Source organism: Streptomyces sp. Pv4-95, from assembly GCF_045782725.1.
Classification (GTDB): Bacteria; Actinomycetota; Actinomycetes; order Streptomycetales; family Streptomycetaceae; genus Streptomyces.
This window is the reverse complement of the sequence record NZ_CP127172.1, coordinates 7,979,125-8,003,522: the sequence shown is the minus strand read 5'-3', so window position 1 is coordinate 8,003,522 and position 24,398 is coordinate 7,979,125. Positions and strand designations below refer to the sequence as shown.

Annotated in this window: 25 protein-coding genes and 1 riboswitch; of the genes, 20 read left to right on the top strand and 5 right to left on the bottom strand. The window is 69.5% G+C overall.

The annotated features are described in order from the left end of the window. Positions 1–226 precede the first annotated feature (226 nt). Positions 227–796, bottom strand: a complete 570-nt coding sequence (locus QOM21_RS35160) for a hypothetical protein (RefSeq protein WP_407555141.1) — start codon at positions 794–796, stop codon at positions 227–229. Positions 797–1,202: 406 nt separating this feature from the next. On the opposite strand from QOM21_RS35160, the gene QOM21_RS35155 reads away from it, so the two are divergent. After that, on the top strand, positions 1,203–2,081 hold the full coding sequence (locus QOM21_RS35155; protein WP_407555140.1) for a proline iminopeptidase-family hydrolase: 879 nt from the start codon (positions 1,203–1,205) through the stop codon (positions 2,079–2,081). Positions 2,082–2,138: 57 nt separating this feature from the next. Here QOM21_RS35155 and QOM21_RS35150 read toward each other — a convergent pair whose 3' ends face one another. Continuing rightward, on the bottom strand, positions 2,139–2,645 hold the full coding sequence (locus tag QOM21_RS35150; RefSeq protein WP_407555139.1) for a hypothetical protein: 507 nt from the start codon (positions 2,643–2,645) through the stop codon (positions 2,139–2,141). A 131-nt stretch (positions 2,646–2,776) separates the two neighbouring features. After that, positions 2,777–3,385 (bottom strand): TetR/AcrR family transcriptional regulator, encoded by a 609-nt coding sequence (locus QOM21_RS35145; RefSeq protein ID WP_407555138.1) that lies wholly within the window; start codon positions 3,383–3,385, stop codon positions 2,777–2,779. A 99-nt stretch (positions 3,386–3,484) separates the two neighbouring features. Here QOM21_RS35145 and QOM21_RS35140 point away from each other — a divergent pair, with 99 nt between their 5' ends. From QOM21_RS35140 to QOM21_RS35090, 11 genes are all read left to right on the top strand, one after another. After that, positions 3,485–4,531, top strand: coding sequence for an FAD-dependent oxidoreductase (locus QOM21_RS35140; protein WP_407555137.1), 1,047 nt, complete (start codon positions 3,485–3,487; stop codon positions 4,529–4,531). Positions 4,532–4,892: 361 nt separating this feature from the next. Further along, positions 4,893–5,100, top strand: a riboswitch (cobalamin riboswitch). Positions 5,101–5,129: 29 nt separating this feature from the next. After that, positions 5,130–5,840 (top strand): energy-coupling factor ABC transporter permease, encoded by a 711-nt coding sequence (locus QOM21_RS35135; RefSeq protein ID WP_407555136.1) that lies wholly within the window; start codon positions 5,130–5,132, stop codon positions 5,838–5,840. Next, positions 5,837–6,205 carry an energy-coupling factor ABC transporter substrate-binding protein gene (locus QOM21_RS35130; RefSeq protein WP_407555135.1) on the top strand — a complete coding sequence of 123 codons (369 nt, stop codon included), beginning with the start codon at positions 5,837–5,839 and terminating at the stop codon, positions 6,203–6,205. Before QOM21_RS35135 ends, QOM21_RS35130 begins: the two co-directional genes overlap by 4 nt. 7 nt (positions 6,206–6,212) lie before the next feature. After that, entirely contained in the window at positions 6,213–6,962 is a 750-nt protein-coding gene (gene cbiQ, locus QOM21_RS35125; RefSeq protein ID WP_407555134.1) for a cobalt ECF transporter T component CbiQ, read from the top strand. Continuing rightward, positions 6,959–7,825, top strand: a complete 867-nt coding sequence (locus tag QOM21_RS35120) for an energy-coupling factor ABC transporter ATP-binding protein (RefSeq protein WP_407555133.1) — start codon at positions 6,959–6,961, stop codon at positions 7,823–7,825. The genes cbiQ and QOM21_RS35120 overlap by 4 nt, the downstream gene beginning before the upstream one ends. Beyond that, entirely contained in the window at positions 7,818–8,150 is a 333-nt protein-coding gene (locus tag QOM21_RS35115; RefSeq protein WP_407555132.1) for a hypothetical protein, read from the top strand. The genes QOM21_RS35120 and QOM21_RS35115 overlap by 8 nt, the downstream gene beginning before the upstream one ends. Positions 8,151–8,509: 359 nt before the next feature. Further along, positions 8,510–9,610 carry a PP2C family protein-serine/threonine phosphatase gene (locus tag QOM21_RS35110; protein ID WP_407555131.1) on the top strand — a complete coding sequence of 367 codons (1,101 nt, stop codon included), beginning with the start codon at positions 8,510–8,512 and terminating at the stop codon, positions 9,608–9,610. Between the two features lie 59 nt (positions 9,611–9,669). Next, positions 9,670–10,596: an SDR family oxidoreductase gene (locus tag QOM21_RS35105; protein ID WP_407555130.1), complete on the top strand. Its 927-nt coding sequence runs from the start codon at positions 9,670–9,672 to the stop codon at positions 10,594–10,596. 53 nt (positions 10,597–10,649) lie between these two features. Then, positions 10,650–11,762 (top strand): hypothetical protein, encoded by a 1,113-nt coding sequence (locus QOM21_RS35100; RefSeq protein WP_407555129.1) that lies wholly within the window; start codon positions 10,650–10,652, stop codon positions 11,760–11,762. A 449-nt stretch (positions 11,763–12,211) separates the two neighbouring features. Continuing rightward, a complete protein-coding gene (locus QOM21_RS35095; protein ID WP_407555128.1) occupies positions 12,212–12,538 on the top strand; it encodes a hypothetical protein in 327 nt (108 codons plus the stop codon). A 49-nt stretch (positions 12,539–12,587) separates the two neighbouring features. Continuing rightward, positions 12,588–13,109, top strand: a complete 522-nt coding sequence (locus tag QOM21_RS35090) for a GNAT family N-acetyltransferase (RefSeq protein ID WP_407555127.1) — start codon at positions 12,588–12,590, stop codon at positions 13,107–13,109. A 38-nt stretch (positions 13,110–13,147) separates the two neighbouring features. Here QOM21_RS35090 and QOM21_RS35085 read toward each other — a convergent pair whose 3' ends face one another. Beyond that, entirely contained in the window at positions 13,148–13,705 is a 558-nt protein-coding gene (locus QOM21_RS35085; protein ID WP_407555126.1) for a hypothetical protein, read from the bottom strand. 79 nt (positions 13,706–13,784) lie between these two features. Then, complete coding sequence (locus tag QOM21_RS35080) at positions 13,785–15,224, bottom strand: protein kinase domain-containing protein (protein ID WP_407555125.1); 1,440 nt, start codon at positions 15,222–15,224, stop codon at positions 13,785–13,787. Between the two features lie 412 nt (positions 15,225–15,636). On the opposite strand from QOM21_RS35080, the gene QOM21_RS35075 reads away from it, so the two are divergent. The 8 genes from QOM21_RS35075 to QOM21_RS35040 all read left to right on the top strand — a co-directional run bounded on the left by QOM21_RS35075 (position 15,637) and on the right by QOM21_RS35040 (position 24,298). Beyond that, positions 15,637–15,834 (top strand): 4-oxalocrotonate tautomerase family protein, encoded by a 198-nt coding sequence (locus QOM21_RS35075; protein WP_030413313.1) that lies wholly within the window; start codon positions 15,637–15,639, stop codon positions 15,832–15,834. A gap of 204 nt (positions 15,835–16,038) precedes the next feature. Further along, the gene (locus QOM21_RS35070) at positions 16,039–17,322 is read left to right on the top strand and encodes a multidrug effflux MFS transporter (protein ID WP_407555124.1); all 1,284 of its coding nucleotides are present in this window, start codon (positions 16,039–16,041) and stop codon (positions 17,320–17,322) included. A gap of 162 nt (positions 17,323–17,484) precedes the next feature. Continuing rightward, entirely contained in the window at positions 17,485–18,405 is a 921-nt protein-coding gene (locus QOM21_RS35065; RefSeq protein ID WP_407555123.1) for a LysR family transcriptional regulator, read from the top strand. A gap of 270 nt (positions 18,406–18,675) precedes the next feature. After that, positions 18,676–19,608, top strand: a complete 933-nt coding sequence (locus QOM21_RS35060) for a hypothetical protein (RefSeq protein WP_407555122.1) — start codon at positions 18,676–18,678, stop codon at positions 19,606–19,608. After that, positions 19,605–20,486, top strand: a complete 882-nt coding sequence (locus tag QOM21_RS35055; RefSeq protein WP_407555121.1) for an alpha/beta fold hydrolase — start codon at positions 19,605–19,607, stop codon at positions 20,484–20,486. The genes QOM21_RS35060 and QOM21_RS35055 overlap by 4 nt, the downstream gene beginning before the upstream one ends. Next, positions 20,483–22,702 carry an isocitrate/isopropylmalate family dehydrogenase gene (locus QOM21_RS35050; RefSeq protein WP_407555120.1) on the top strand — a complete coding sequence of 740 codons (2,220 nt, stop codon included), beginning with the start codon at positions 20,483–20,485 and terminating at the stop codon, positions 22,700–22,702. Before QOM21_RS35055 ends, QOM21_RS35050 begins: the two co-directional genes overlap by 4 nt. Beyond that, positions 22,699–23,397 (top strand): RraA family protein, encoded by a 699-nt coding sequence (locus tag QOM21_RS35045; RefSeq protein ID WP_407555119.1) that lies wholly within the window; start codon positions 22,699–22,701, stop codon positions 23,395–23,397. The genes QOM21_RS35050 and QOM21_RS35045 overlap by 4 nt, the downstream gene beginning before the upstream one ends. Then, the gene (locus QOM21_RS35040) at positions 23,384–24,298 is read left to right on the top strand and encodes a DUF6282 family protein (protein WP_407555118.1); all 915 of its coding nucleotides are present in this window, start codon (positions 23,384–23,386) and stop codon (positions 24,296–24,298) included. Before QOM21_RS35045 ends, QOM21_RS35040 begins: the two co-directional genes overlap by 14 nt. Positions 24,299–24,398: the final 100 nt, after the last annotated feature.

Sequence of the window (24,398 nt, the reverse complement as noted above, 5' to 3'; positions counted from 1 at the left end):
TGAGCGGCATTCGGCAATTACGATCGCGTGCGGTGGGAATTCCCGGGAGCCAGGGCCAGTGTGCAGAGCCGGGCCGAAGCGGTTCGCCGGCACACGCAGGAGGTACCGGCCGGGGTCTGTCCGCAATATCCGCAGCATCCACCTGACGTGCCCTCGGCTGGCCGATCGGGCGCACGAGCAGTATCCGCAGCACCCATCTGGTGGCCTTGACGTCACCCGACTCATGTCAACCTCGCTTATGCGCAGCGTAATCGCGGGTGAACCTGACCGCGAGGACGATGAGAGCGACCGGAATCACCCAGTTCAGCCAGTCGTCCCCCGAGGTGAAGCGCAGCGCGAGCCACCCGAGGAGGGCGATGACGGCGAATACACACGCCCAGACCAGTGTCAGGACGCGGTTGGCCTGCTTGAACCGAGGGGTGTCCCACACCTCCTCGGGTGTTGACCTCCGCGCGTACTGAGCCGTGAAGGGGTCGAACGCGAGCGAGACGAAGGCCACCAGGGCGATGAAACCGCTTGAGATCACCTGGGCGTATTCCTCCAGCCAGTCTCCCTGGCCGCGGTCCAGCACCAGCGCCAGTACCGATACGACGGCGAAGAAGAGCAGTCCGGCCACGTTCAGGACGTTGACTTGCCCTCGCCCGAGGTCGGGCATCGTGAGTACGACCGATGCGATCAAGCCGGCAAGGGCCGCGTATCCCCACGTGCTGGGGCCGGCGACGATGTCGAAGATGATCCAGGGAGCGAAGGCGAAGAAGAGGGTGCCCGTTCCCGTACCTGCGTCACGATCGGCCACTCGGTCTTCCTTTCGTCGGTGGGCGGGCCCGGTGGCGGTACGACGAGACCTTGACGCCACCCTTTACCGCCGGCCTGAACTCGTTTCGTTCTCGTGTCATACGCGGGAGTGCTCGCGCGCGGCCGCTCCCCGGTTTTCGGCGCCCGGCTTGATATACGAGTCACAGAGACAGCTTCACCTTCACCAGCGCAGCGCCTCGATACCGTTGCGTATCCCGGGACTCTACGGGGCCGGCTCGGGTCCGGCGATTGAGGTCAGTCAGCCCGAATTCCGCTCCCATGGCGAATGCACCCGAATGGCGTGCATCGACAGAGTGCGGCGTTCTCGCATCGCGCTTGTGTCCGTGCGAAAGGGCGGGGCGGCGCACTGACACCATTTGAGTTGTGGTACCTGTTGCTGAGTGCTCATGGAGACCCACACCCTGCCGCTGCCGGATGGCAATATCTACGCCGAAGTCCATGGATCAGGGGACGCCGTTCCCTTGCTGACGCTGCACGGTGGGCCGGCTGCCGGCAGTCAGTATCTGAGGTCGCTCACACGGCTGACCGACGGCGGTCGGCAAGTGATCCTTTACGATCAGCTCGGCTGTGGCGGGTCCGGCAAACCGGATGACCCGTCCCTGTGGACCCCGGAACGATACGCGGCAGAAGTGCAGCAGGTGCGCGACGCTCTGGGCTTGGACCGCGTCCATCTCCTCGGCCAGTCGTGGGGCGGCATGCTGGCCATCGATTACATGCTGGGCCGGCCCTCGGGAGTCGTTTCCCTGGTTCTCGCCGATACGACCGCGAGTATCCCTCAGGCCGCGAAAGGGCTCCTCCGGTTGAGAAGTGAGCTACCGCCGGAATCCCGCGCGGCTCTCGACGAGGCCGATCGCACCGGCAGGAGAGACACCCCCGCTTACCAGGCGGCTCTCATCACCTTCTACCAACGCCACGTGTGCCGCCTCGAATCCTGGCCGCAGGAGATGTTCCAGATGGCCGAGAACATGGATGGCAACCCCGTCTACTCCCAGATGTGGGGGCCCGACGAGCTCAGCCCCAGCGGCTCCCTGGCGTCGTGGGATCGACTGGACCGGCTTGCCGAAATCACCGTCCCGGCGCTGGTCCTGGCAGGCCGGTACGGCGAACTCGTCCCGGAATGCTCTCAGAGCCTCGACGCCGGATTGCCGGACTCACAGCTCGTCCTCCTGCCCGAGTGCTCACACCTCCCCCACCTCGAGGATCCGGAGCAATGGTTCGGCGCCGTCGCCACATTCCTTGACGAAGCAGAAGCGCGGGCATCCTGACACCGAGCGGTGTGCGCCCCGCCCGCGCGGACCAGCCCGCGCCGGAAGCCGGATGTGTCAGGGGAGCGCGTGGGGCCGCTGATTCGGACCGGGCGGGTCGAAGGTCAGCCCGTTCTCATCGAGCGCGTTGAACACCGTTGCCCGGCCCGTCCCGAAGACGAAACTGACGTCAACATTTCCCTGGGCCAGGTCCCTGGCCTGCCATTCGAGCAGTTCCACGCCCGTGAGGCGACGGCCTCGCAGAGCCTGCAACTCGGGCAGAGGCTCGGAACGCCACTGCAGAGCGAAGCCGGGCCACCGAACCGGACCGGTGGGGTCGATCATGTTCCAGGTGAGCGAGAGATCGTCGAACTTTTGATGATTGATCTCAATCTGCTCGCCATCGAAGTCGAACAGCACCGGGCAGTCACTGAACCATTCGTCGTCCCTCAGGTCCCAGACCATCCAGACTCTTGTCAGAGTCCGGCGGGAAAGGGCACCCAGGCGGGGCCCGTGCTCCGCCACGACCTCACTACGGCCGTTCAGCCACGACGGCTGGTAGCCCCCAATGCCGAAATCGAACATTGCGTCATCTTCTCAGAGCCCATAGCCCCGGCCTCCGGATCAAGGATGCTCGCATGAGATCGATTCCGGGAGGTTGAGGCACGCGAGATCCACGCATTCACCTCGATGTGAGCGCATGTCAGACACCTTCATCAGGTTCCGTGTACCGGTCGCCGCTTGCCGTCCTCGGGGTAAACCGCCCCCAGGAGGTCACGGACGTAGCGGTCGGGGTCGTCCAGGCCGGCGGCCGCCAGGGTGTCCGGTCCATCGGCCAGGAGGTGCGGGATGGCGCCGTGTATCGCGAGGGTGACGACGGCGGCGCGCTGCGGGGTGACGGGCAGGCCGGCGGTTCGCTGCGCCGCCTCCAAGCCGGCGAAGTCCGACGTCGCGATGGGGTCGAGGACGGTCGAAAGCCAGGGCTTGCGGGCCGCTTCGGCCTGTAGCTCCAGGTAGGCGAGAAGCCGGGGACGGCCAGGACCCGCGACGTTACGGAGAAGGCCCCCGAACATGGCGACGAGCCCCTCGCGGTCGGTGGGCCGCGCACCGGCGGCCACCTGTGCGGCGGTGTCGCGGTACTGCTCCAGGCAGCGCTCGGCCACCGCGCGCAGGAGGGCGTCCCGGGTCGGGAAGTAGTTCTTGGTCGTGCCGTGCGGTACGTCCGCGGCCGCGTCGACCGCACGGTGCGTCAGCCCTCGCCCACCTGCGGCGGCCAGTACGCCCATGGCCGCATCCCGCAGGCGGTCCCGTCGGTCCGGATTCACTGCCTGAGGCCCCTCTCCTCGACTCCTTGCCCACACTACCCCAACCGTGGTACCACAGATGTGGTAGTCGATCGGATGCGAAGCGACGTAGGGGGCGGCATGACCGGAACGGCGGTTGTCGTGGGGGCGGGGGTGGGCGGCCTGGCGACCGCGCTCGGGCTGCGCCGGGCCGGCTGGGCGGTCACGATTCTGGAGCGCCGGACGGAGCTGGAGCGCTACGGAACCGCCTTCGGCATCCATCCCACCGCGCAGGCCGCACTCGACCGCCTCGGGGTGGGCGAGCCGTTCCGCGCCCGGGCCGTGCCCTACCGGAGCGCCCGGATCCGTACCCCGCATGGGAAGGTGATGGCGCGTCTGCCGCTGGAGCGCATCGAGCGAAAAGCGGGCCGGCCCGAACTTCTCATTTCCCGGCCCTCTTTGATCGACGCACTCCTGGCCGAGTTGGGCGCTTTCGGGGACGTCCCGCTCAAGCTCGGCGAGAACGTCCGGGATGTGGATGCTCTGCTGGCCGACACCGACCTGGTGGTAGGCGCCGACGGAATCCACAGTGCCGTGCGTGCCGCATGTCCCGGCGGCCGGCGCTGCGGCCCCCGGCGTCTCGGGTCCGTCGCCTGGATCGGCGTGGCCGACTTCGAGAGCGAACTCCACGGCGAAACCTGGGGCACCGGCCGGTTCTTCGGCATGACACCCATCGAGCCCGGCCGAACCAACTGGTACGCCACCGTGCCCGAGGCCACCACCGCCCAGGAGCTGCGCCGACTCTTCGAGGGCTGGCACGACCCCATCCCCCGGATACTCGCCGAGACCGACCCGGCCACCTGGATCCGCTACGAGATGCGGCATCTGTTCCCCGCCCTTCCCTCCTTCGTCGACCGCGGAAAGGTCGCCCTGGTCGGAGACGCCGCGCACGCCATGACACCCAACCTGGGCCAGGGCGCGTGCACCGCGATCCTCGACGCGGAGGCCCTCGCCCGGGCCGTCGCCGCGCATGGCGAGGCCGGCCTGCGGTCGGCCCTGCGCAGCTACGACGCGGAGCGCCGGCGCAGCGCTCAGCGGATCGCCTTCGCTTCACGTAACCTGCACCGCTTCATGGCCACCGAGCGCACCCGCCTGCGCGATGCGCTGGTCCGTACGCTGCCGAGCTGATGGGCGAGGAGGCCGTACGGATCGCGCGCATCGCACGCACAGAGGGCGTTCGACGAACCCGAGAGCGCGGGCGACTGGGGCGGCGATACCGAGCGGCGTGACGGCTCGCCGCAGCGGACTTCCCCACTTCGCCGGACGCCTTGCCCTGTCCCGGTCAGCCGCAGTACGGTCTTGCCTCCCCTGGGAGCGCGGACGGAGCGCCCGGGACCCGTGGTCCTACGGGACATCAGATCGGCGATGGCCGTCGGACAGGCGCAATCCCCACCGAAGCCGTCCGGGCTGCTTCTCAGGGCAGCCGGTGTCCGCAGACGCAGTCGCCGCGCGTGGCGAGCGCACGGGGTGAGCCCTGGGCAGCTCTACTTGTCACCGCACCCGACCTGGCACTACTGTCACCACGCCTTGGTGAACGGGAAATCCGGTGTGATGCCGGTGCGGCCCTCGCCACTGTGAATCGGGAAGTCCGACTCCAGCCCTCGCGGGCAGCCACTGGGTCCTTGTGATCCGGGAAGGCGGAGTCCGGGCGGTGGTACCCGTCAGCCAGGAGACCGGCCAAGGCACTTCAACCATCCACGAGGTGCTGGAGAGGGTCTGCTGAGCCATGCACATAGCCGAGGGATTTCTGCCTCCGGCGCACGCGGTCGCCTGGGGCGTCGCGTCGGCGCCGTTCGTCGTCCACGGAGTCCGGTCACTCACCCGTGAGGTCAAGGCGCATCCCGAGAGCACGCTGCTCCTCGGCGCGTCCGGTGCCTTCACGTTCGTTCTGTCCGCCCTGAAGCTGCCCTCGGTGACGGGGAGCTGCTCCCATCCCACCGGGACGGGGCTGGGCGCCATCCTGTTCCGCCCGCCGATCATGGCGGTGCTGGGCACCATCACCCTGCTGTTCCAGGCACTTCTGCTCGCCCACGGCGGCCTGACCACGCTCGGCGCCAACGTCTTCTCGATGGCGATCGTCGGACCCTGGGCCGGATACGCGGTCTACAGGCTGCTGCGCCGCTTCGACGTACCGCTGATGGTTGCGGTGTTCTTCGGAGCCTTCGTCGCCGACCTGTCCACCTACTGCGTCACCAGCGTGCAGCTGGCGCTCGCCTTCCCGGACCCGGGCAGCGGATTCCTGGGCGCACTCGGCAAGTTCGGCACCATCTTCGCGGTCACCCAGATCCCGCTCGCGGTGAGCGAGGGGCTCCTGACGGTGCTCGTCATGCGGCTCCTGGTGCAGTCCAGCAAGGGCGACCTGACCCGGCTCGGGGTGTTCCTCGCCGGCAAGCGGGCGAAGGCCGAGAAGACCGAGACCGAGGCGGTGGCCCGATGAGCAGGAACGCGAAGATCAACACCCTGCTGGTGGTGCTCGTGGCCGCGCTGGCGGTCCTGCCGCTGGTCCTCGGACTCGGTGACCACAAGAAGGAGCCCTTCACGGGCGCCGACGCGCAGGCCGAGACGGCGATCACCGAGATCGACCCCGACTACAAGCCCTGGTTCTCTCCGCTGTACGAGCCGCCGTCCGGCGAGATCGAGTCGGCGCTGTTCGCCCTCCAGGCCGCGATCGGCGCGGGCGTCCTCGCCTACTATTTCGGTCTGCGGCGCGGCCGCCGCCAGGGCGAGCTGCGGGCGCAGGCCCAGCAGGACGCCGACGGCGCCGAGAGCGGCGCCGGAGTCTCCGCAGCCCAAGGGGACTGACCACCGCGTGCTGCCGATCGACGCGGCGGCGCACAGCAGTCGCTGGCGCCGCCGCCACCCCGTGGACAAGGCCGTGCTCGGGCTCGGGCTCACCGTGCTGGCGATCTCGCTGCCGCCCTGGCCCGGCGCCGCCCTGGTCCTCCTCACCGCACTCACCGTGCTGCTGGGCCCGGCGGGCGTACCCGGCCGTCGTCTGTGGCGCGCGTACCGGGTGCCCCTGGGCTTCTGCGTCACCGGTGCCGCCACCCTGCTCATCCAGGTCGGCGGGCCCGAGGGCTTCGTGACCCTGGCCGACGGCGGGCCGGTCCGCGCCGGTCAGCTGCTGCTGCGCACCTCGGCCGCGTCGCTCGGCGTCCTGCTGTTCGCGTTCACCACCCCGATGTCCGATCTGTTGCCCCGCCTGGTCAAGGCGGGAGTGCCCGCCCCGGTGGTGGACGTGGCCTTGGTGACGTACCGGATGAGCTTCCTGCTGCTCGATTCCGTGCGCCGGATCCGCGACGCCCAGGCGGCCCGGCTCGGGCACACCACCCGGGCCGCCACCTGGCGTTCGCTCGCCGGCCTCGGCGCCACCGCGTTCGTACGCGCCTTCGACCGGGCGGCACGGCTGCAGACCGGGCTCGCCGGGCGCGGCTACGACGGCACCCTGCGCGTCCTGGTGCCCGAGGCCCGCGTCTCCGCCCGGTTCGTGGCCGGCAGCGTCGTGCTGCTCGTGGCGCTCGCCGTCCTCACCTTCGTCCTGGAAAGGCCGCTGTCATGAGCGAGACCGCGCTGGTAGCCCTGCGGGGCGCGTCCTTCGCGTACGAGGACGGCCCGACCGTGCTCAAGGGACTCGACTTCGATGTGTGCGAAGGCCGTGCACTCGCTCTGCTCGGCCGCAACGGCAGCGGCAAGACCACCCTGATGCGGCTGCTCAGCGGCGGGCTGCGGCCGCGCGACGGCCGGTTGACGGTCGAGGGCCTCCCGGTCACCTACGACCGCAAGGGGCTGACCCGGTTGCGTACGACCGTCCAGCTGGTGGTGCAGGACCCGGACGACCAGTTGTTCGCCGCGTCGGTGGCCCAGGACGTGTCGTTCGGACCACTGAACCTCGGCCTGCCCGACAGCGAGGTGCGGGCCCGGGTGGACGAGGCGCTCGCCGCCCTGGACATCACCGCCCTGGCCGACCGGCCCACCCACCTCCTCTCCTACGGACAGCGCAAACGGACCGCGATCGCGGGCGCGGTCGCGATGCGGCCCCGGGTGCTGATCCTCGACGAGCCGACGGCCGGACTCGACCCGGACGGCCAGGAGCGGCTGCTCGCCGCCCTTGACGCCCTTCGCAGCAGCGGCACCACCGTGGTGATGGCCACCCACGACGTGGACCTGGCATTGCGCTGGGCAGACGACGCCGCGCTCCTCACCCCGGCGGGTGTGCGTGCCGGCCCCGCGCCCTCGATGCTGGCCCGCACGGATCTGCTGCAGGCAGCCGGTCTCCGGCTGCCGTGGGGCATCGCGACTGCCCAACTGCTGCGCGCACACGGGCTGTTGGACGACGCGACGCCTGGCCCCCGCACCGCGGAAGAGCTCGCCGCGGTCTTCGCCTCCGCTGCCGCCGTCGAACGGACACGGGCCGATGGCTGACGCGCCTCGGGCGCAGCCGATGGTGGTCGACGGACAGGAGCTGGTCGCCGTCTCCGGAGAGGACTTCGAGCGTCTGCTGGCCATCCGCCGTCAGGTCGGCGGTCAGAACGCCCGGATCAGGGCACTGACGGCCACATTGGGGAGCCTCGTGACGATGCTGGACGACATCGACGGGGCGGTGGCCGCAATGCATGCGGCCCACACCTGCGTGTGCGGTCGCTGCGAGGGGTGCACGGCACTCGCCACGCTGTCCGAGTGGGTGCGGGAAGCCCGGCGTACCGCTGCGGCTCGGGGCCGAGCAGGACGGACCGGACGAGCAGGCTGAGCAGGCCGAGCAGGCCGAGCAGGCCGAGCAGCGTGAACGTCGGCAGCGGTCCCCGCACGCCGATGACCGCGCCCTTCACCTCCGGCAGGTAGCCGTGCCGTAGCGGGGAGCCGTGGCCGGGGGCCGGGACGCCGCATCCGAAGAGGCCGGCGGCACGGGCACCGGGAACCACGCGCCCTCGGTGACGGGCATTCCCGCACCCCTGGCACCCACCGAGTCCACGCCGCCCGCCGGGGAACGTCCGGCGCCGCACATGCAGCCCATGCGGCACGTACCCATACGGCCGCTCCACGACTGCAGTGGCAATCCGGCCCGAGGATGCTTGAGCATGTTGCACGGCGACAGAGCGGGAGCGGGTAGTGACGGCACCGAGCACCGGGCGCACCACCATCAGACGCTGGTTTCTCCGCCACCTCCAGCTGCTGCCCGTCGTCGTGCTCGCCGTGGGCGCCCTCGTCGACTACTACACCTCTCCGCATTTCAGCGGAGAGGCCTTCTATACCGCTGCGCCGATGACAGCCGCCGCCCTGCTGTCGCTGCGCGCGACGATCCTGGCGGGCGTCAGTGCCTGTGTCATCGACTTCGCGCTGCTCACCCACTTCGGATTCATCGGGGATTCCGGTGGGCGCAGCGAGCTGGCGGCGGTCGCGACCGTCTCCGCCTTCGCCGTCGTCGTCAACCGCCTCATGTACTACAGCAAGGTGCGTCTGGAGGCGGCCCGCAGAATCTCCCTCGCGGTGCAGCGCGCCATTCTGCCGGAGCTGCCCGCCTCGATCGGGCCCCTGCGGCTCGCCGTGCGCTACCGGGCGGCGGTGAAGGACGCGCAGATCGGGGGTGACCTGTACAGCGCACAGGACACCCCGTACGGCGTTCGCTGCCTGGTCGGCGATGTCCGGGGCAAGGGCATGGAAGCGGTCAAGGTGGTGGACGTGGCCATGGGGGTGTTCCGGGAGGCCGCCGAGGAGGAATCCACGCTCGTCGGGATCGCGGCCAGGTTGGAGCGTGCACTGCGACGGGACAGGGAGCGGCGGGCGGGCCCCGAGCGGACCGAAGGGTTCGTCACCGGCGTGCTCGTGGAGATCCCGCACCGCGGCGATGAGCTGCGGCTGGTCAACCGCGGCCACCCGGCGCCGCTGCTGCTCCACGCCGGCCAGGTACGCAGCGCGGAACCTTCCGAGCCGTCGCTCCCTCTGGGCATGGCGGATCTGGGCACCTCTCAGGTGCGGACCGACACGCTGCCCTTCCCCCCGGGGGCGACCCTCCTCCTGTACACCGATGGCCTGACCGAGGCGCGGAACCGCGCAGGCGTTTTCTACGACCCCCGTGCCGGAATGGCCGCGCGTGACTTCGCCGGCCCGGATGCGCTGCTCGACACGCTGCTGGCCGAGGTGAGACGCCACGCCGGCGGTCGCCTCACCGACGACATGGCGCTCCTCGCGGTCACCCGGGACAGCGTCTGAACTCAGGAACGCGCGGAGTGCCGCCTACAGGTTCGCGGGAGCTCTGCGATAGTCGAGGGATGGTGTGGTTGCCGGACCCTGAGGCTTTGCGTGGGAAGGTCGCTGTCGTCGCGGGAGCGACACGGGGCGCGGGACGTGGCTTCGCCGCCGCGCTGGGCGAAGCGGGCGCGACCGTGTTCTGCACAGGGCGCAGCAGCGTGCGGGGCCCGGGAGGGTCCGACTACGACCGTCCGGAGACGATCGAGGAGACGGCGGAGCTGGTCACCCGGCTGGGCGGCACCGGCATCGCGGTCCAGGTCGATCATCTCGACTCCGATCAGGTGGGCCGCCTGGCCGAGCGCATTCGCGCCGAGCACGGCCGTATCGACGTCCTCATCAATGACATCTGGGGCGCGGAACGTCTCAAGGGCGGGCCGGCGGACTGGAACACTCCCATCTGGCAGCACCGTCTCGATGACGGCCTGCGCATTCTCCGACTCGGTATCGACACCCACCTGATCACCTCCCACCATCTCCTCCCCCTGCTGATCGAGGAGCCGGGCGGCCTGCTCGTCGAAGTGACGGACGGTACAAGGGAATTCAATGCGTCGACGTACCGGATCTCGGTGTTCTACGACCTGGCGAAGACCGCGGTGAACCGGCTGGCGTTCTCGCAGGGGCACGAGTTGCGGCCGTTCGGAGCCACCGCGGTCGCGCTCACGCCCGGTTGGCTCCGTTCGGAGATGATGCTGGACAACTTCGGTGTCCGCGAGGAGAACTGGCGCGAGGCATTGAACGCGCACAGGGAGGACGGCTCGCCGACGGCACCGGCAGGGTTCGCCCAGTCGGAATCACCGCGCTATGTCGGCCGGGCAGCGGCGGCCTTGGCCGCCGACCCCGAACGGCACCGATGGAACCAGCAGTCGGTCAGCTCCGCCCAGCTGGCCGGGGAATACGGCTTCACCGATATCGACGGCAGACAGCCGGACAGTTGGCAGGTTCTGTAGAGGTGCCCGCCGCTGCGGCCTTCGCCTCGTCCGGAAGATGCCAGGGTATTGTCATGAGCAACGCAATACGACACACCCTTCATGGATTTGCGGACACCCTGGTCCGGCTGGGCATTGCGACGGAGGAACAGGCCACAGCCGGCCTGGCGGAGGCGGCCGATATCGGAATGGACCTCGACGAGGAATTCGAGGACACCGAGGAGCTGACCTTCCTCATCGGCGAATGCGGTCTCGGCTTCCAGACGCCCGAGAAGGTCAGTGGCGAGCTGGAGGAGGGGTACGCGGAGCTGCTGCACGAGGCGGCGGCCTGTTCGGGCGGCTCGGTGGTGGTCGATGACGTCCAGCTGGTGACGGTCGGAGGAGAGGGCGAGTACCTGCACTTCCGGCGCAATGGCCGGTCGATCTGGCACCACGCGGATCATCTCTCGGACAGCACCCGCTACATGGACTGGAATCTCGCCTTCGACGCCATCGGCGACCTCGTACCCGGCAACGACGATCCACGGGCCTTCCACCAGCTGGACGAGGAGTCCTATGACGCCTGGTGGCTCCTGCTGACGCCCGAACAGGCCGAGGGGCTGGCAGAGTTCGGCCTGCCGATGCCGGTGTCCGTCGGCAACTGGGTGCGCGACGGACTTCCTACGGCGGAACCCGAGACGTTCGCCTGGTACATGGAGGACGACCGCCTCCATGCGAGCGAGGAGTCCCGCCGGGGTCTTGACCAATGGCTCGCCCCCATGGGCACCGCACTGGACCGATGGCGGACGGGCCCGCTGCCCGCCGACTTCCCTTTCGACTACTCGCCGGCTTCGCTGTCGGCGCTGGAACGGCTTGTGCTCGACCGCTTCGACGGCCCCGCCGCACTGGAGTCGACGGCCGGGGACGCGTTCTTCGAGGGCGCGGTCAGGTACATCGGAGAGACCGCGCTCAGGCTCCGGCCGTGCCGCTGGACGTACCGGCACTCCGACGACGACTCGATGCCGTTCACCAACGAGGCCATGATCACCGCCAACGCCCCGAGCGGCTTCTCGGCGGGCTTCTCCCCCGACTACGTACTGCGGACCCTCGTGAAAGAACGCACGCCCCCCGGCCTGTTGGACCGCATGGGAGACCTTGAGGAAGCGGTCGAGGAATACCACCGGGCTCTCCGCGCCCGCACCCGCTGAGACCTTTCCCGTGGGCGGCCCTTGGCGCGGGGCTGCCGGCCGCCGACATCGACGCTCAGAATGGCAAGGTCATCCGGTGCATCGCCTCATCCCCGCCCGGAACCATCGCACGAGTGCCCGCGTCCCGATCTTCAGGGCGGGGCCGGTGGGCCGGTGGGCCGGTGGGCCGGTGGGCCGGTGGGCCGGTGGGCCGGTGGGCCGGTGGAAGGGCGGGACGCGTGGAGCGGCAGGGAAGGCGTTTTCAGACGGCAGCGTGGGCGGCCGTATCCACTTTCGTGGCAGCCGCTCTGACTGGCTGTTTCGCTCCGGGAGGCGACGAGGAGAGGGAGCCCGGCCCCGCAGCGAAAGCCGTCACAGTGGTGCGCGGCGACGCGACCTACCCTCTCACCGCCAAGATCACGACGTGGGAGGTGCGGCCTCACCCGCAGGTCCCGGATCGAGGGGACGCGGTGCACTTCTCCTATCGCACGACCAAGAAGGCACCGTACCTGCCGGTGACGCGAGTGGAGCTCGCGGTATGCGCGGTGGACTCGGCGGACATCGTGCTGCTGTGCGGCACCATCGCCGTGCACGAGCAGGTGGGCGCCCCTCGGACGGAAGACGTCGACACGTGGCTCGGACCCAGCTCCGACCCGAACATCCTGTCCAGGACAGCCCGCGTCCTGCTGCTCCCCGACCAGTTGCTGGGTGACGGCCACGCGAACGACCCCAAGGACCACGACGGCTACAAACCCCCCGCTGTCCCGCCGCCGGGCGACCGACTGCGCACCCGATGAAGGACCCTGGCCGGTGCGGTCCGCCACGCACACGTGATACTCCCCTGTCATGGGCGACTTGGTGACCGCGCGGCTTCTGCTACATCCCCTCAACGCCGAGGAAGCGGAGCGAGTGTTGACGGGCAACCCTGAGGACGCCGCACGATGGGCGCCGGGCTATCCCGCGGAGGGAGACGCGTCCGCCGCCAAGCGCTTCCTGCGTACCTGCACGAGCACCGGCGATCCCCAGCCGTTCGGCACGTACGTGATCCGTCGCCGCGAGGACGGGCGCGCCATCGGCGGGGTCGACTTCCACGGGAGGCCGGATGAGAACGGTAGCGTCACCATCGGCTACGGCCTCATCTCGTCCGCGCACGGCAAGGGTTACGCCTCCGAGGCCCTGCGGGCTCTGCTGACGTTCGCGCGCACCCAGGGCGTCAGCAGCGTGCAAGGTGACACCGGCCGCGACAACATCGCCTCCCAGCACGTCATGACGGCAGTCGGCATGCGACTGGTCGCGGAAGACGACCGGCTGAGGTACTACAGGATTGCCTGGGACGACTCGATGGAGAAAGCCGGCTCCGAATCCTAGCCACGCGCCATGACGATGTGGACCGGACTGCGCAGGCGTCAGCCGGCGGACTTGCGGTCCGCCAGATCGGCGACAAAGTCGATGCAGGCCATGCTCGGGCTGTTCTTCAGGCCGCGATCCAGGTCCACCTTCGCCCAGTCACCCTCCTGCTTGTAGAGATCAATTTCCTTCTTGAGGTCCTCGGCCTGCTTCTGCAGGGCCGTTTTGATCGGCGCCGGGACGTGGGGCTGATCCAGCGCTCGGTCGGTCAGGGTCGTCAACTGCTGCAGCAGCGGAATCACCGGAGTATCGCTGTGGTACCCGGAGGACCCGATCGGATTCTCCTTGGCCAGCTTGTTGTTGATATCCATCATCTGATTTTGGTTCTGGCATCCGGCCACGTGAGTGATGACGCACATGCCCGTGCTCGCGTTCCAGTTCTTTGCGTCGCCCGTGCAGAACCCCGGAATATCGGCCGACTGCTTCGCCTTCGGCTTGGCCTCCTCCTGCTCCCCGCTGTCGTCACCGCCACTGAGCCCCACGGCGGCCCCCACACCGATCGCCGCCACGACGGCCACACCGGTGACGATCAGGCCGAGCTTCTTTCCTTGGATCATCTCTACCCTTGTCTGTCGGTCTGTCGGTCTGTTTGCGGTGGCCATGAGTTGAGCCACATCGCAGTCCGTGGGCGGGGCCTCACTTCCAGCAGAGGTACTTCAGGTCGCCCACATCCTCTTTCAAGTGCTTTATGGCAAGGTCGGTGGCCTTGGTGTTGACGAGGCGGCCTTCCACGACGCGCGGGAGCTGGGCATCGAGCCCGTCGGCTTGGGTCTTCAAGTCCCCCGCTATGGCGTGGAGCTTCGACCTGACCGCCGCCTCGGTGGCGTGGTTGGCGAGATCCGTGACCTGATCGGCGCCGTCGCGCAGCGCCGCGCTGCCGTCGTGGGCCTTGTCGGCCCTACTGCGGTTGGGATCGCCCAGCGCGATGCTGGAGAGCTGCAGGGCGTTTCCGGCGGTCTGTACCGCGGCGTTGCATGCGCCCGCGTCCGGCCCCGGACTGCGGCCTTCGGTGGGCGTGGACTTCGACGTGAGTGTGCCGGCTGGCGTGGGCGTAGGTGACGGGCTGTCGGCGCCTGTCGCGCTCACCGACGAGTCCGAGGACCTGTCGGCAGGACGGTCCTGCTCACGGAATTGGGAGGCGACCACGAAGGCCAGCAGCCCGGCCGCGCCGACGCTCAGTACGGACAGCACCGGACGTATCCACATGCGTCTCGGGCCGGTGTTCTCCGGCGGCAGCACCTTCGTGTCGCCGCGCGGCGTCCCGTCCAGCATGTGCAGGACGGCGTCGATGCCGGGACGGGTCTTCGGGTCCTTGTCGAGCAGCGCCATGATGACCGCTGTCAGATGACCGGCACCGACGGGCTCATCGGGCTGATCGTGGCCGACCGCATGGATCGTGGACAGCACCGAGCCCCGGTCGAACGGGGAAATGCCGGTGACCGCTTGATACAGCGTCACGCCCAGAGACCACAGGTCCCCGGCCGGACTCTCCACGCCTTTCAGCCGCTCAGGGGCGATGTACGCGGCCGTGCCGACGACCGCCCCGGTCATGGTGATCTTGGTGTCGGCGTGGTGTCTGGCGATTCCGAAATCGGTGACCAGCACGTCACCGCCGTCCGTGACCATGACGTTCGGCGGCTTGATGTCCCGGTGGGTGATCCCGACGCCGTGCGCGGCCGCGAGCGCGGCGAGGACGCTCCGGGCGATGCGGTCGATCAGCTCAACGGAGAGTCCGTCGGGTTCTTCCGCCAGCAGTTCGGCAACGGACTGCCCCCGCACGAGACGCATCACCGTCCACGGGAGCCCCTCGTGCTCGACGACGTCGTGGACGGCCACGATGTTCGGATGGTCGCGCAGGGCGGCGGCGTGTTGCGCCTCCTTGCGGGCGTACGCGAGGACGGACCGGTGCGGCTCGGTGGTGTCCTGGGGGTTCATCCGGATGGACTTGACGGCCACGTCGACGTTCAGGCCCAGGTCGCGGGCCCGCCAGACCTCGCCCATACCACCGATGCCCAAGCCCTCGACCAGCTCGTACCGGCCGGCGATGACCGTGCCGGCCGCAACCCGTGTCGCCAAGTCCTCAGCCCCGCCCCCGAGTTCCCGCACTGCCCTGTCGACGGCACATTGTAAGCGCGCGGCTACACGCCCGGAAGCCGTATCGGAAGGCGCAGTGGCGTGACCGGTGAATCCACCGGCCCCATGCCCGGATTGCACCCGGTGGCCGCCAACTCCGCGGCTCAGAAACGCACTTGCGGCCGACAACTTGCCGGACCTACCCGGCCTCTGCCCTGCCGGCGCATCCCTGCGACGACTCCGGGCGGGCCGGACGTGCCCACCGCGCCGACGCATCACGATTCGTGATCGTGCCAGATCGGATTGCGTCTTGGACGGCCCTCGGCCTGGTGTTGGACTGGACCCACGGCGGTTCCCCGGCCTGCAGGCCCGGGACCGTACGTCAGCGTTCGACCTCGATCCCTCGGAGAACAGCATGCCTCTCATCCACGTGCAGCAGACCCCCGGCAAGACCGCCGAGCAGAAGGCCGAGCTGGTCCGTGAGCTGACCGACGCGTATGTGAAGGCCACCGGCAGCAAGCCGGAGAGTGTGTGGGTGACCGTGCAGGAGATCGCCACCGACAGCTGGTCGATCGGCGGCGACACGCTCGCCGCCCGCGCCGCCAAGCGCTGAGACCCGGCGGGCCCTCCGATGCGGCCCGGCCTCCCCCGCCGTTTCCGGGCCGGCCTCCCCCGTTCCCGGCCCGGAAACGGCCTCTGACAGCCGCTGCACCGGGGCCACTTCGGTCTGCGGGCGCCGGCGTTCGCCCGGCCACCGGTCCCACCGGGTGAATCGTTCCCCGACCCCTGCTCTTGACCAAGGAAGTTGCCAGTCGTCATGAAGACCGCAACAAGACGCACGCCCTACGCGCTGTTGCTCGCCGTTCTGTGCTCGCTGAACGCCGGTGGCCTGTTCGCCTCGGACATCAATCTGCCGGGCGTGCCGGCCACCGCGCATGCCTTCGACACCCCGGTCGCGTCCGTGCAGTGGACGTTCAGCGCGTTCATGATCGGCATCGCGGTCTCGCAGGCGGTGTACGGGCCGATCTCGGACGCGTACGGCCGCAAGGGCGTCATCGTCTCCGGCCTCGGCCTGTTCGTCGTGGCCTCTCTGGTGTGCGCCATGGCGCCGACGGTCGAGGTGTTCGGCGCCGGCCGGCTTCTCCAGGCGCTGGGCGCCGGTTCCGGCATGGTGCTCGGCCGGGCCGTGATCAGCGACCTGTACGAGGAGAAGGACGCGGCCCGGATGTTCGCCACGGTCATGCCGATCGTCGGCGTCTCCCCGTCCGTCGCCCCGCTGGTGGGCGGCTATCTGACCACGTACGTCTCCTGGCGTGCGCCGTTCGTGGTGACGGCGCTGATCGGCCTCGCGACGCTGGTCGTGATGGTCACCTCGATCCCCGAGAGCCTGCCGCCGGAGCGGCGCAGCAAGCATCTGGGCGCGACGCTCAAGGGGTACCCGAAGCTGCTGGCCCGCCCGCTGTTCTGGGCATACACCATCAACCTCGGTGTGGCGTACGGCGGTTACTTCGGCTACTTGGCTGCTTCCCCGCTGGTCTTCGAGAAGATGGGGCTGGCCACCGAGACCACCAGCTACTGCTACATCACCGTCTCGATCGCGTATGTGGCGGGCAACCTCACCTCCCGCGCCCTGGTGCGCAAGCGGCCCGTCAATCAGCTTCTGTGGATGGGCCACGGCTTCTTCCTCGCCGGTGCGCTGATGATGCTCGGCCTGGGGCTGAGCGGTGCGGGCGCGCCCTGGGGTCTGCTGGTGCTGGTCTTCATGCCGGTGATGACCTTCGGCAACGGATTCCTGCTGCCGCTGTCGATGAGTGCCGGGGTGACCACCTTCCGTTCGACGGCCGGCTCGGCGTCGGGCCTGATGGGCGCGCTCCAGCTGCTGGCGGCCTCGCTGGGAATCTTCCTCTCCAGCCGGCTGCCGTCGGGCGACCTGTTCGCCCTGGGCTGGTTCGTGCTGGCCGCCGCGGTAACGGGAATTTGCGCCTTCGCCTTGTTCCTTTCACTTGCCGCACGGCAGGCGTCCCGTGCAGAAAATCGAGCGGAAGAATTCCGTCGCGACAACGACAGGGCCGGCGATTTGCTGGGGGCTACCGCCGAGTAATAGCACCGACTGCGGTGCCGGAAACCACATAACCGTGAGAGCGGGCCCGCCCGATGGCGGGTTCCGCTCCTCGGTGTGCGAAGATTCCCTCGCGGCGATCCCGCAGCGAGGGAACGTTTCACTTTCAATCATAGGGATCGCCCTGAGTGGTAGGGGGATCCTGTGGAACTGCGCCAGATTCAGTACTTCGTAGCCGTGGCCGATGAGCTGCATTTCGGCAGGGCCGCCGAGCGGCTGCACATAGGCCAGCCCGCGGTCAGCCAGCAGGTGCGCCGGCTGGAGCGGGAACTGCGCACCCAGCTCTTCGACCGCTCCGGCCGCACCGTCGCACTCACCGCGGTCGGCCAGGCCCTCCTTCCCGAGGGCCGCGAACTGCTGAAGGCACTGGACTCCTTCGCCACCAAGGCCCGGCGACTGGTCGCGCAGAGCGCGGCCACGTTCCGCGTCGGTATCAGCTCCGCCCTGGGCCAGCGCCTGGACGACTTCCTGGACGCGCTGCCCGACCGCGGGGCGGGCACCCGCTTCGAGTTCCAGACCCTCGACGCCCACACGCGCCTGGAGGAAGTACGCGCCGGTCGGCTGGACGCGGCCTTCGTCCGGGGCATCGAAAGCGCACCCGGCCTGCGTCTTCTCACCCTTTGGTACGACCCGTTGGTGGTCGCGCTGCCCGCCTCGCACCCGCTGGCCGACCGTGACCGTCTGGACCTCGCCGACCTTGCCGAACTGCCTCTGCGCATGGCCTCCCGCGGAGAGAACCCGGTGCTCTTCGACACCGTCGTCACCGCCTGCCGCGCCGCGGGTTTCGAGCCGGCCTTCGGCCCGCCCTCCACCGGACTCCAGGACACCCTCGCCGAGATCGGTGCGGGTTCGACCGGCTGGACCCTGGTGTATCCGACGGTGGCCGAAACGGTGTCCTCCCGCCGGATCACGCTGCTCCCGCTCAACGGGGAGCCCATCACCATTCGCATGTTTCTCGCCCTGCGAGAAAACGCCGACCCGGCCCGGCTGGAGTTGCTTACCGCGACAAGTACGCAGGTTCGCCGAAAGGTTGCGGGAGAGCACCGAAAGCTCCGGCATGGATGATTCTTTACCCTGCCATTGCGCTTTACTGGAATCCATGCGGTACGTTTTGCGTCAACGAACTTCCGGTTTCTGCCTCGCCGACGTGTTTTCCGGCTGAAAATTCTGGACGGCCGCGCCGCGAAGTTCGCCAACGGGGTGCTGCGGGATTCGTTTTGGGGAGAATCCCGCCGAAAGTCTGCGTGTCAATTCTCATGCAATCCGTCGTGTCCCGACGGATCCAGTACGTCGACTACCACCCCGCCAACTGCATGCGCCATACATGGAGGGGTAATGATCGTTAATCTTGATGTGACGCTGCGCGACGGGGGATACCGGAACAATTTCGACTTCCCACTCGAGTACGCCCTGCACCACGCCCGTGAGAGCGTCGCGGCCGGCATGGAGTGGATCGAGATCGGCTACCGCAACGGCTCGTTCAAGCCCAAGCCCGGCATCGGCCGCACCGGCGTGGGGGCGGACGACTACATACGGGCGCTCGCCGAGGTCGTCTCCCCCGACCGCCTCTGCATGATCCTGCACCCGAAGAACATCACCGAGGACGACCTTCCGCGGATGTACGAGGCCGGCGTCCGTCTCGTACGGTTCTGCCTGCCCTCCGGCACGCCGGAACCCGGCCTCGCCATGCTCTCCCGGGCCGCCGGCCTGGGCTTCACCACCACCGTCAACATCACCCGCGTCAGCCAGCTGGACCGGCGCCGGCTGGTCGACCTCGCCGCCATGTCGGGCGACGCCGGCGCCGATGTGGTCTATCTGGCCGACTCCAACGGCAGCATGCTGCCGGGCGAGGTGTCCCAACTGGTCACCCTGGTCCGCTCGGTGACCGACGCGGCCATCGGTCTGCACGCGCACAACAACCTGGGTCTTGCGCTGGCCAACGCGATCGCGGCCGTGGACGCGGGCGCCACCTGGATCGACTCCTCCGTCCTGGGCATGGGCAAGGGACCGGGCAACCTGGTGACCGAGCAGTGGCTCGCCTACCTCGGCCGGGGCGCCGACACCGATGCCTACGACCTCGGCCGGATCCTCAGCCTCGCCCACCGCATGGAGTCCGAGATCGCGGAGGCCGCGCCCTCACTGCCGCTGCCGGACCTCGTTCTGGGGCACTTCGACCTGTCCGTCGAGGAGCGTGCCAAGCTCCCCGTGGACCGGATCGGCGACGCCTTCTCGGCGGCCCGCGAGCTGACCGCGGCAGGCGCCCGGTGACCTCGCGTCCCCCGCACCCGGAGTCGGCGCGCGCTGCCGCGCCGGTACCCACCCGCACCACCATGGGCGACTCCGGTGCACCACGCCACGCTGTCGTCCTCGCGCCCGTGATGCCCCGTTGGGACCACGGCGCGTTCTTCCGGCAGGTCGCCGAGCCGCTGATCGCCACCAGGCATCGGATCACGATCTACGACACCCTGTCCTTATTGAGAGAGGGCGACGACCTGGCGGCGCTCGTGGACCGTTGGGCGCGGTACCTCGCACCGGACGGCGGTGGCCCATCCGGAAGCGACAGGAAGGACGGCGGTTGCCACCCGTTGTCGGCCACGGCCCCCGATGTGTTGGTAGGCAACGCCCTGGGCGGCGCCGTTGTCCAGGCACTGCTCTCCCGCGAGTGGACCCACCGGGCCAGGGTGCTGCTGCTCTCCGGCCCCACCCTCGCCGACGGCGAGCTGAACGCGAAACTGGAGCGGATTGCCGCCGCCGTCGCCGCCCAGGGCCTTCCCGCGGCACTGGGCCTCCTCGACGAAGTCGTCCGCGGCCCCGGCCTGCAACCCGGCCCCGCGGCACCGCACTCCGGATCGGATCGCAGTCAACTCCACTATGAGACGCAGCAGTTGGCCGAACGGCGGCTTTCCGCCGGCCTGCGACTGCTGCACGACGCCGACGTCCGGGAGCCCGTACGGCGCTTCCCCGGCGCCCTGCTGCACGTGTACGGCGAACAGTCCCTGCTCGTGCAGCGCAAGCACCTGGCCACCGGCCCCCGCCCGCAGCACCACCTGGCCGGTATTCCGCAAGCCGGAATGCGTCCGCACGCCGACCGGCCGGACCTCACCCGAGACACCATCACCCGCTTCCTGGGAGCTGAACAGTCATGAACCGCAAGACCGTCGCGGTCCTGCCCGGCGACGGCATCGGACCGGAGGTCCTGGACGCCGCGCTGCCGGTGATCGAGGCCCTCGGCCTGCCCCTCGACCTGGAATTCGGCGACATCGGCTGGGACTGCTGGCGCACCGAGGGCACCCCCGTGCCCGACCGCACCTGGGACCTGATCGGCCGCAGTGACGCCGTGCTGCTCGGCGCCACCACCAGCAAGCCGCGCCGCGAGGCACTCGCGGAACTGGCTCCCGAACTGCGCGAGTCCGCACCGCAGTACATCTCTCCCATCATCCAACTCCGCCAGCGCCTAGACCTGTTCGCGAATCTGCGACCGGTCGAGAACTACCTCGGCGGCGGGACCCCGTACCGCTTCTGTGTGGTCCGTGAGAACACCGAGGGCCTGTACGCGGGCCTGGACTGGAACCACGTCCCGGACGAGATGTGGCCGCTGGTCGCCGAACACCCCAACGTCCGCCGCAGCGGGCGCCCCGGTGCCACCGCCAGTATTCGACTGCAGACCTCGCACGGTCTGGACCGCATCCTGCGCTTCGCCTTCGAGACCGCCCGCGGTCAGGGCTACGAGCGGGTCACCCTCGCCGACAAGCCCAACGTCCTGCGGCGCAGCAGCGCGTACGTCCTGGAACGCCTTGAGGCGATCGCCGCCGACTACCCGGAGATCTCGTTCGAGGTCCTCAATGTGGACGCGGTCGCCCTGTGGATGGCTCGCCGCCCGGAGCGCTTCGGCGTGATCGTCGCCGAGAACATGTTCGGCGACATCCTCTCCGACCTCGGCGGCGGTGTGATGGGCGGACTGGGCCTTGCGCCCAGCGCCAACATCGGTGAGTCCGGCAACTACTTCGAGCCGGTGCACGGCAGCGCCCCGGCGATGGCCGGACGCGGGCGCGCCAACCCGGCCGCGGCGTTCCTCACCATCGGCCTGATGCTGGAGCACCTCGGCTTCAAGGACGAGGCGGGCAGCATCCAGGACGCCGTACGTCATGTCACCCGCCGGCGCGACCGGGTCACCTACGACCTCGGCGGCGATGCCACCACCTCCGAAGCGGCGCAGGCGGTCATCGATGCCTGCGGCGAGGTCCCGCACACCCCGACCGCCGCCGTCATCACCATCGGCGACGAGCTGCTCCGCGGCGACCTGGAGGACTCCAACGCCGGCAACGCCTCCCGCATGCTCGGCGAGCGTGGCATCCCGGTCCGCGTCCGCCACACCATCGGCGACGACGAGGCCGCCATCGCCGACGCCATCCGCCCCTCCCTCGGCCGCGATGACGTGATCGTGGTGCTGGGCGGGCTCGGCCCCACCTCCGACGATGTCACCCGCAGTGCCGTCGCCCGCGCGCTGGGACGCCCGCTGGAGCACCGGGAGGAGGCATGGCAGGGGGTCGTGGAACGGCTGACCCGCTTCGGCGTGGCCATCCACGACGACAACCGCAGGCAGGCGCTGTTCGCCGAGGGCGCCGATCTGCTGCCGAACCCCAACGGCACCGCGTGGGGCTGCCACACCAAGGCCCAGGGGAGCTCCGTGATCATGCTCCCCGGTCCGCCGCGCGAATGCCTTCCGATGCTGGAGTCCGTGCTGCGCGACGGGCTGCCGCACGTCCCCGCGCCGCCCGCGGTGGCCACCGTCTTCCGTCGGACGCTCGGCATCATCGAAGCGGATGCCGCGGCCCTGGTCGATGACCTGGTGCGGGACAGCGGTGTCGCGGTCAAGCCCGCCTACCGCTGGCACTACCCGTACGTCGACATCCGGCTCGGCTGCCCACCCGAGGCGGCCGACGACCTGTCCAAGCGTCTGGACTCGGCGCTCGCCGACCACATCGTCACCGACCGGGACCGCACCGCGGTCCAGGAGCTGGCGCTGCTCCTCGACGAGCGCGACCTCGCCCTGGACCTGGACGACCGGCTCACCGGGGGCGTCTTCGCCGCGGAACTGGCCCGCGAACGCCACAGCAGCGACGGCTCGCGCTCCTTGAGCGTCGTCCTGTCGGCCGACTGGGAGAGCGGGGACCGTAGCGCCTACACCGGAACGGTCGCCCTCACCTGCCTCATCCGGGACGAGACCGGTGAGCACACCGACCACCTGACCGTCCCCAACCGTGGGGCCGAAGTCACCACCTACTTCGCCGAGTTCGCGGCCTGGTCCCTCGCCCGGCACCTCGGCGGCCGCAGTCACCCGCACACGGAGGAATCCGCATGACCACCGCCGCTCCTGCGGAGGCCGAAGCGCTGCGTGAGCGCCTGTCCCGCCTGGACACCGCCGCTCTCTCGGATGCCATGGACAGCCTGCGCACACCGCCGTGCGTACTGCCCGGCATCGCGACACGCACCCCCGGCAGCATCGCCTGCGGACCGGCCTTCACCGTCCGCTACCGCGCCATCGACGACGACACCACCTTCCACAACGCCGCCAACTACATCGACGACGTGCCCGCGGGCTCGGTCGTCGTCGTGGACAACGGCGGCAGCCACACCTGCACGAACTGGGGCTCGCTCCTCAGTTCCGTCGCGCTGCACCGCGGCGTCTCCGGCACGGTCGTCCACGGCTCGGTGCGCGATGTGAAGGAGAGCCGCACCGCCGGGTATCCGCTGTTCAGCACCGATGTGACGATGGTCAGCGGCAAGAACCGGGTGGTGCTCGACCGCACCGGCGCCGAGGTCGACATCGCGGGTACGCCGGTACGCCCGGGCGACTGGATCGTCGCCGACGACAACGGCGCCCTGCGGATCCCCGCCGACCTCGTCGAGGAGGTCATCAGCCGCGCCGAGGCCGTGGAGCGCACCGAAGCCCGTATCCGCGAAGCCGCGCTCGGCGGCGCACGGCTGGACGAGGCACGTGCCCGCTTCGGCTACGCCCGCCCGTGGGAGGACGGAGGCGAACATGGCGACCGCTGAACCGACCGAAGCCACTGTGCAGCCGGCCGATGGCCGGCCCCTCCCCCTGTCACCGCGGGACGCCGGCTTCATCGACGTCCACTACCACGTCGGTCCGGACGCGTATCTGCGCCGCCACACCGCCACCACCGCCGGTGCGCTCTACGCCGAGCACAGGGGCTGGGTCGTCCTCAAGAACCACCTCGGCTCGACCGCGGCCCAGGCGTGGGAGGCCCGCCAACAGGGCCTGCCCGTCTCCGGCTCGATCGTCCTGAACGATCTGGCGGGAGGATTCGACCCCCGCGCCGTGGAACAGGCCGTCATCCAGCACGGCGAGGACAGCGGGCTGCGCCTGATCGTCCACCTGCCCACGGTCACCGGCCGCACCCACCGCAGCCGGCTGACCCGCACGCCCTCCCATCCGCTCCTCGGCGACGGCCAGCGCCCGCTCACCGTCGCCGACGGCAGCCGTAGGCTGCGCCCGGAGGTCCGTGACATCCTGCGCGCCGCGCGGGACCTGCCGGTCGTCATCTCCACCGGCCACGCCGACGCCCATGAGGTGCGGCTCCTGGTCGACGAGGCCGTACGGCTGGGCCTGCCCCGTCTGATGCTGAATCAGCCCGCCAACCCGATGACCGGGCTGACCTGCAAGGACCTCGTGGAGGTGGCCGCCGCGGAACAGGTATGGACCGAGCAGACCGCGCTCACCCGTCTCCTCGGCTACCAGGACGAGACCGACTTCGCCGACGTCCTGTCGCTCCTCCCCAGGGTCGTCTACAGCTCGGACCTGGGCCAGCCGTCCCAGATGGACATCGAGCCATGGCTGGAGTGGAGCCAGGAGTCCTTCGTCCGGGCACGTCTGACTCCCGAGCGGATTGCGGAGATCACGCACACCGCGCCTCTGGAGATGCTCGGCCTGTGACCGCACCGTCGGCCCGGCCGGCGCTGCTCCTCTCCCCGCCCCTGTGCTCGGCACGGTGGGCGGGGAGAGTGCTGTACCGACAGCTGGCTGAGCCCCCTCC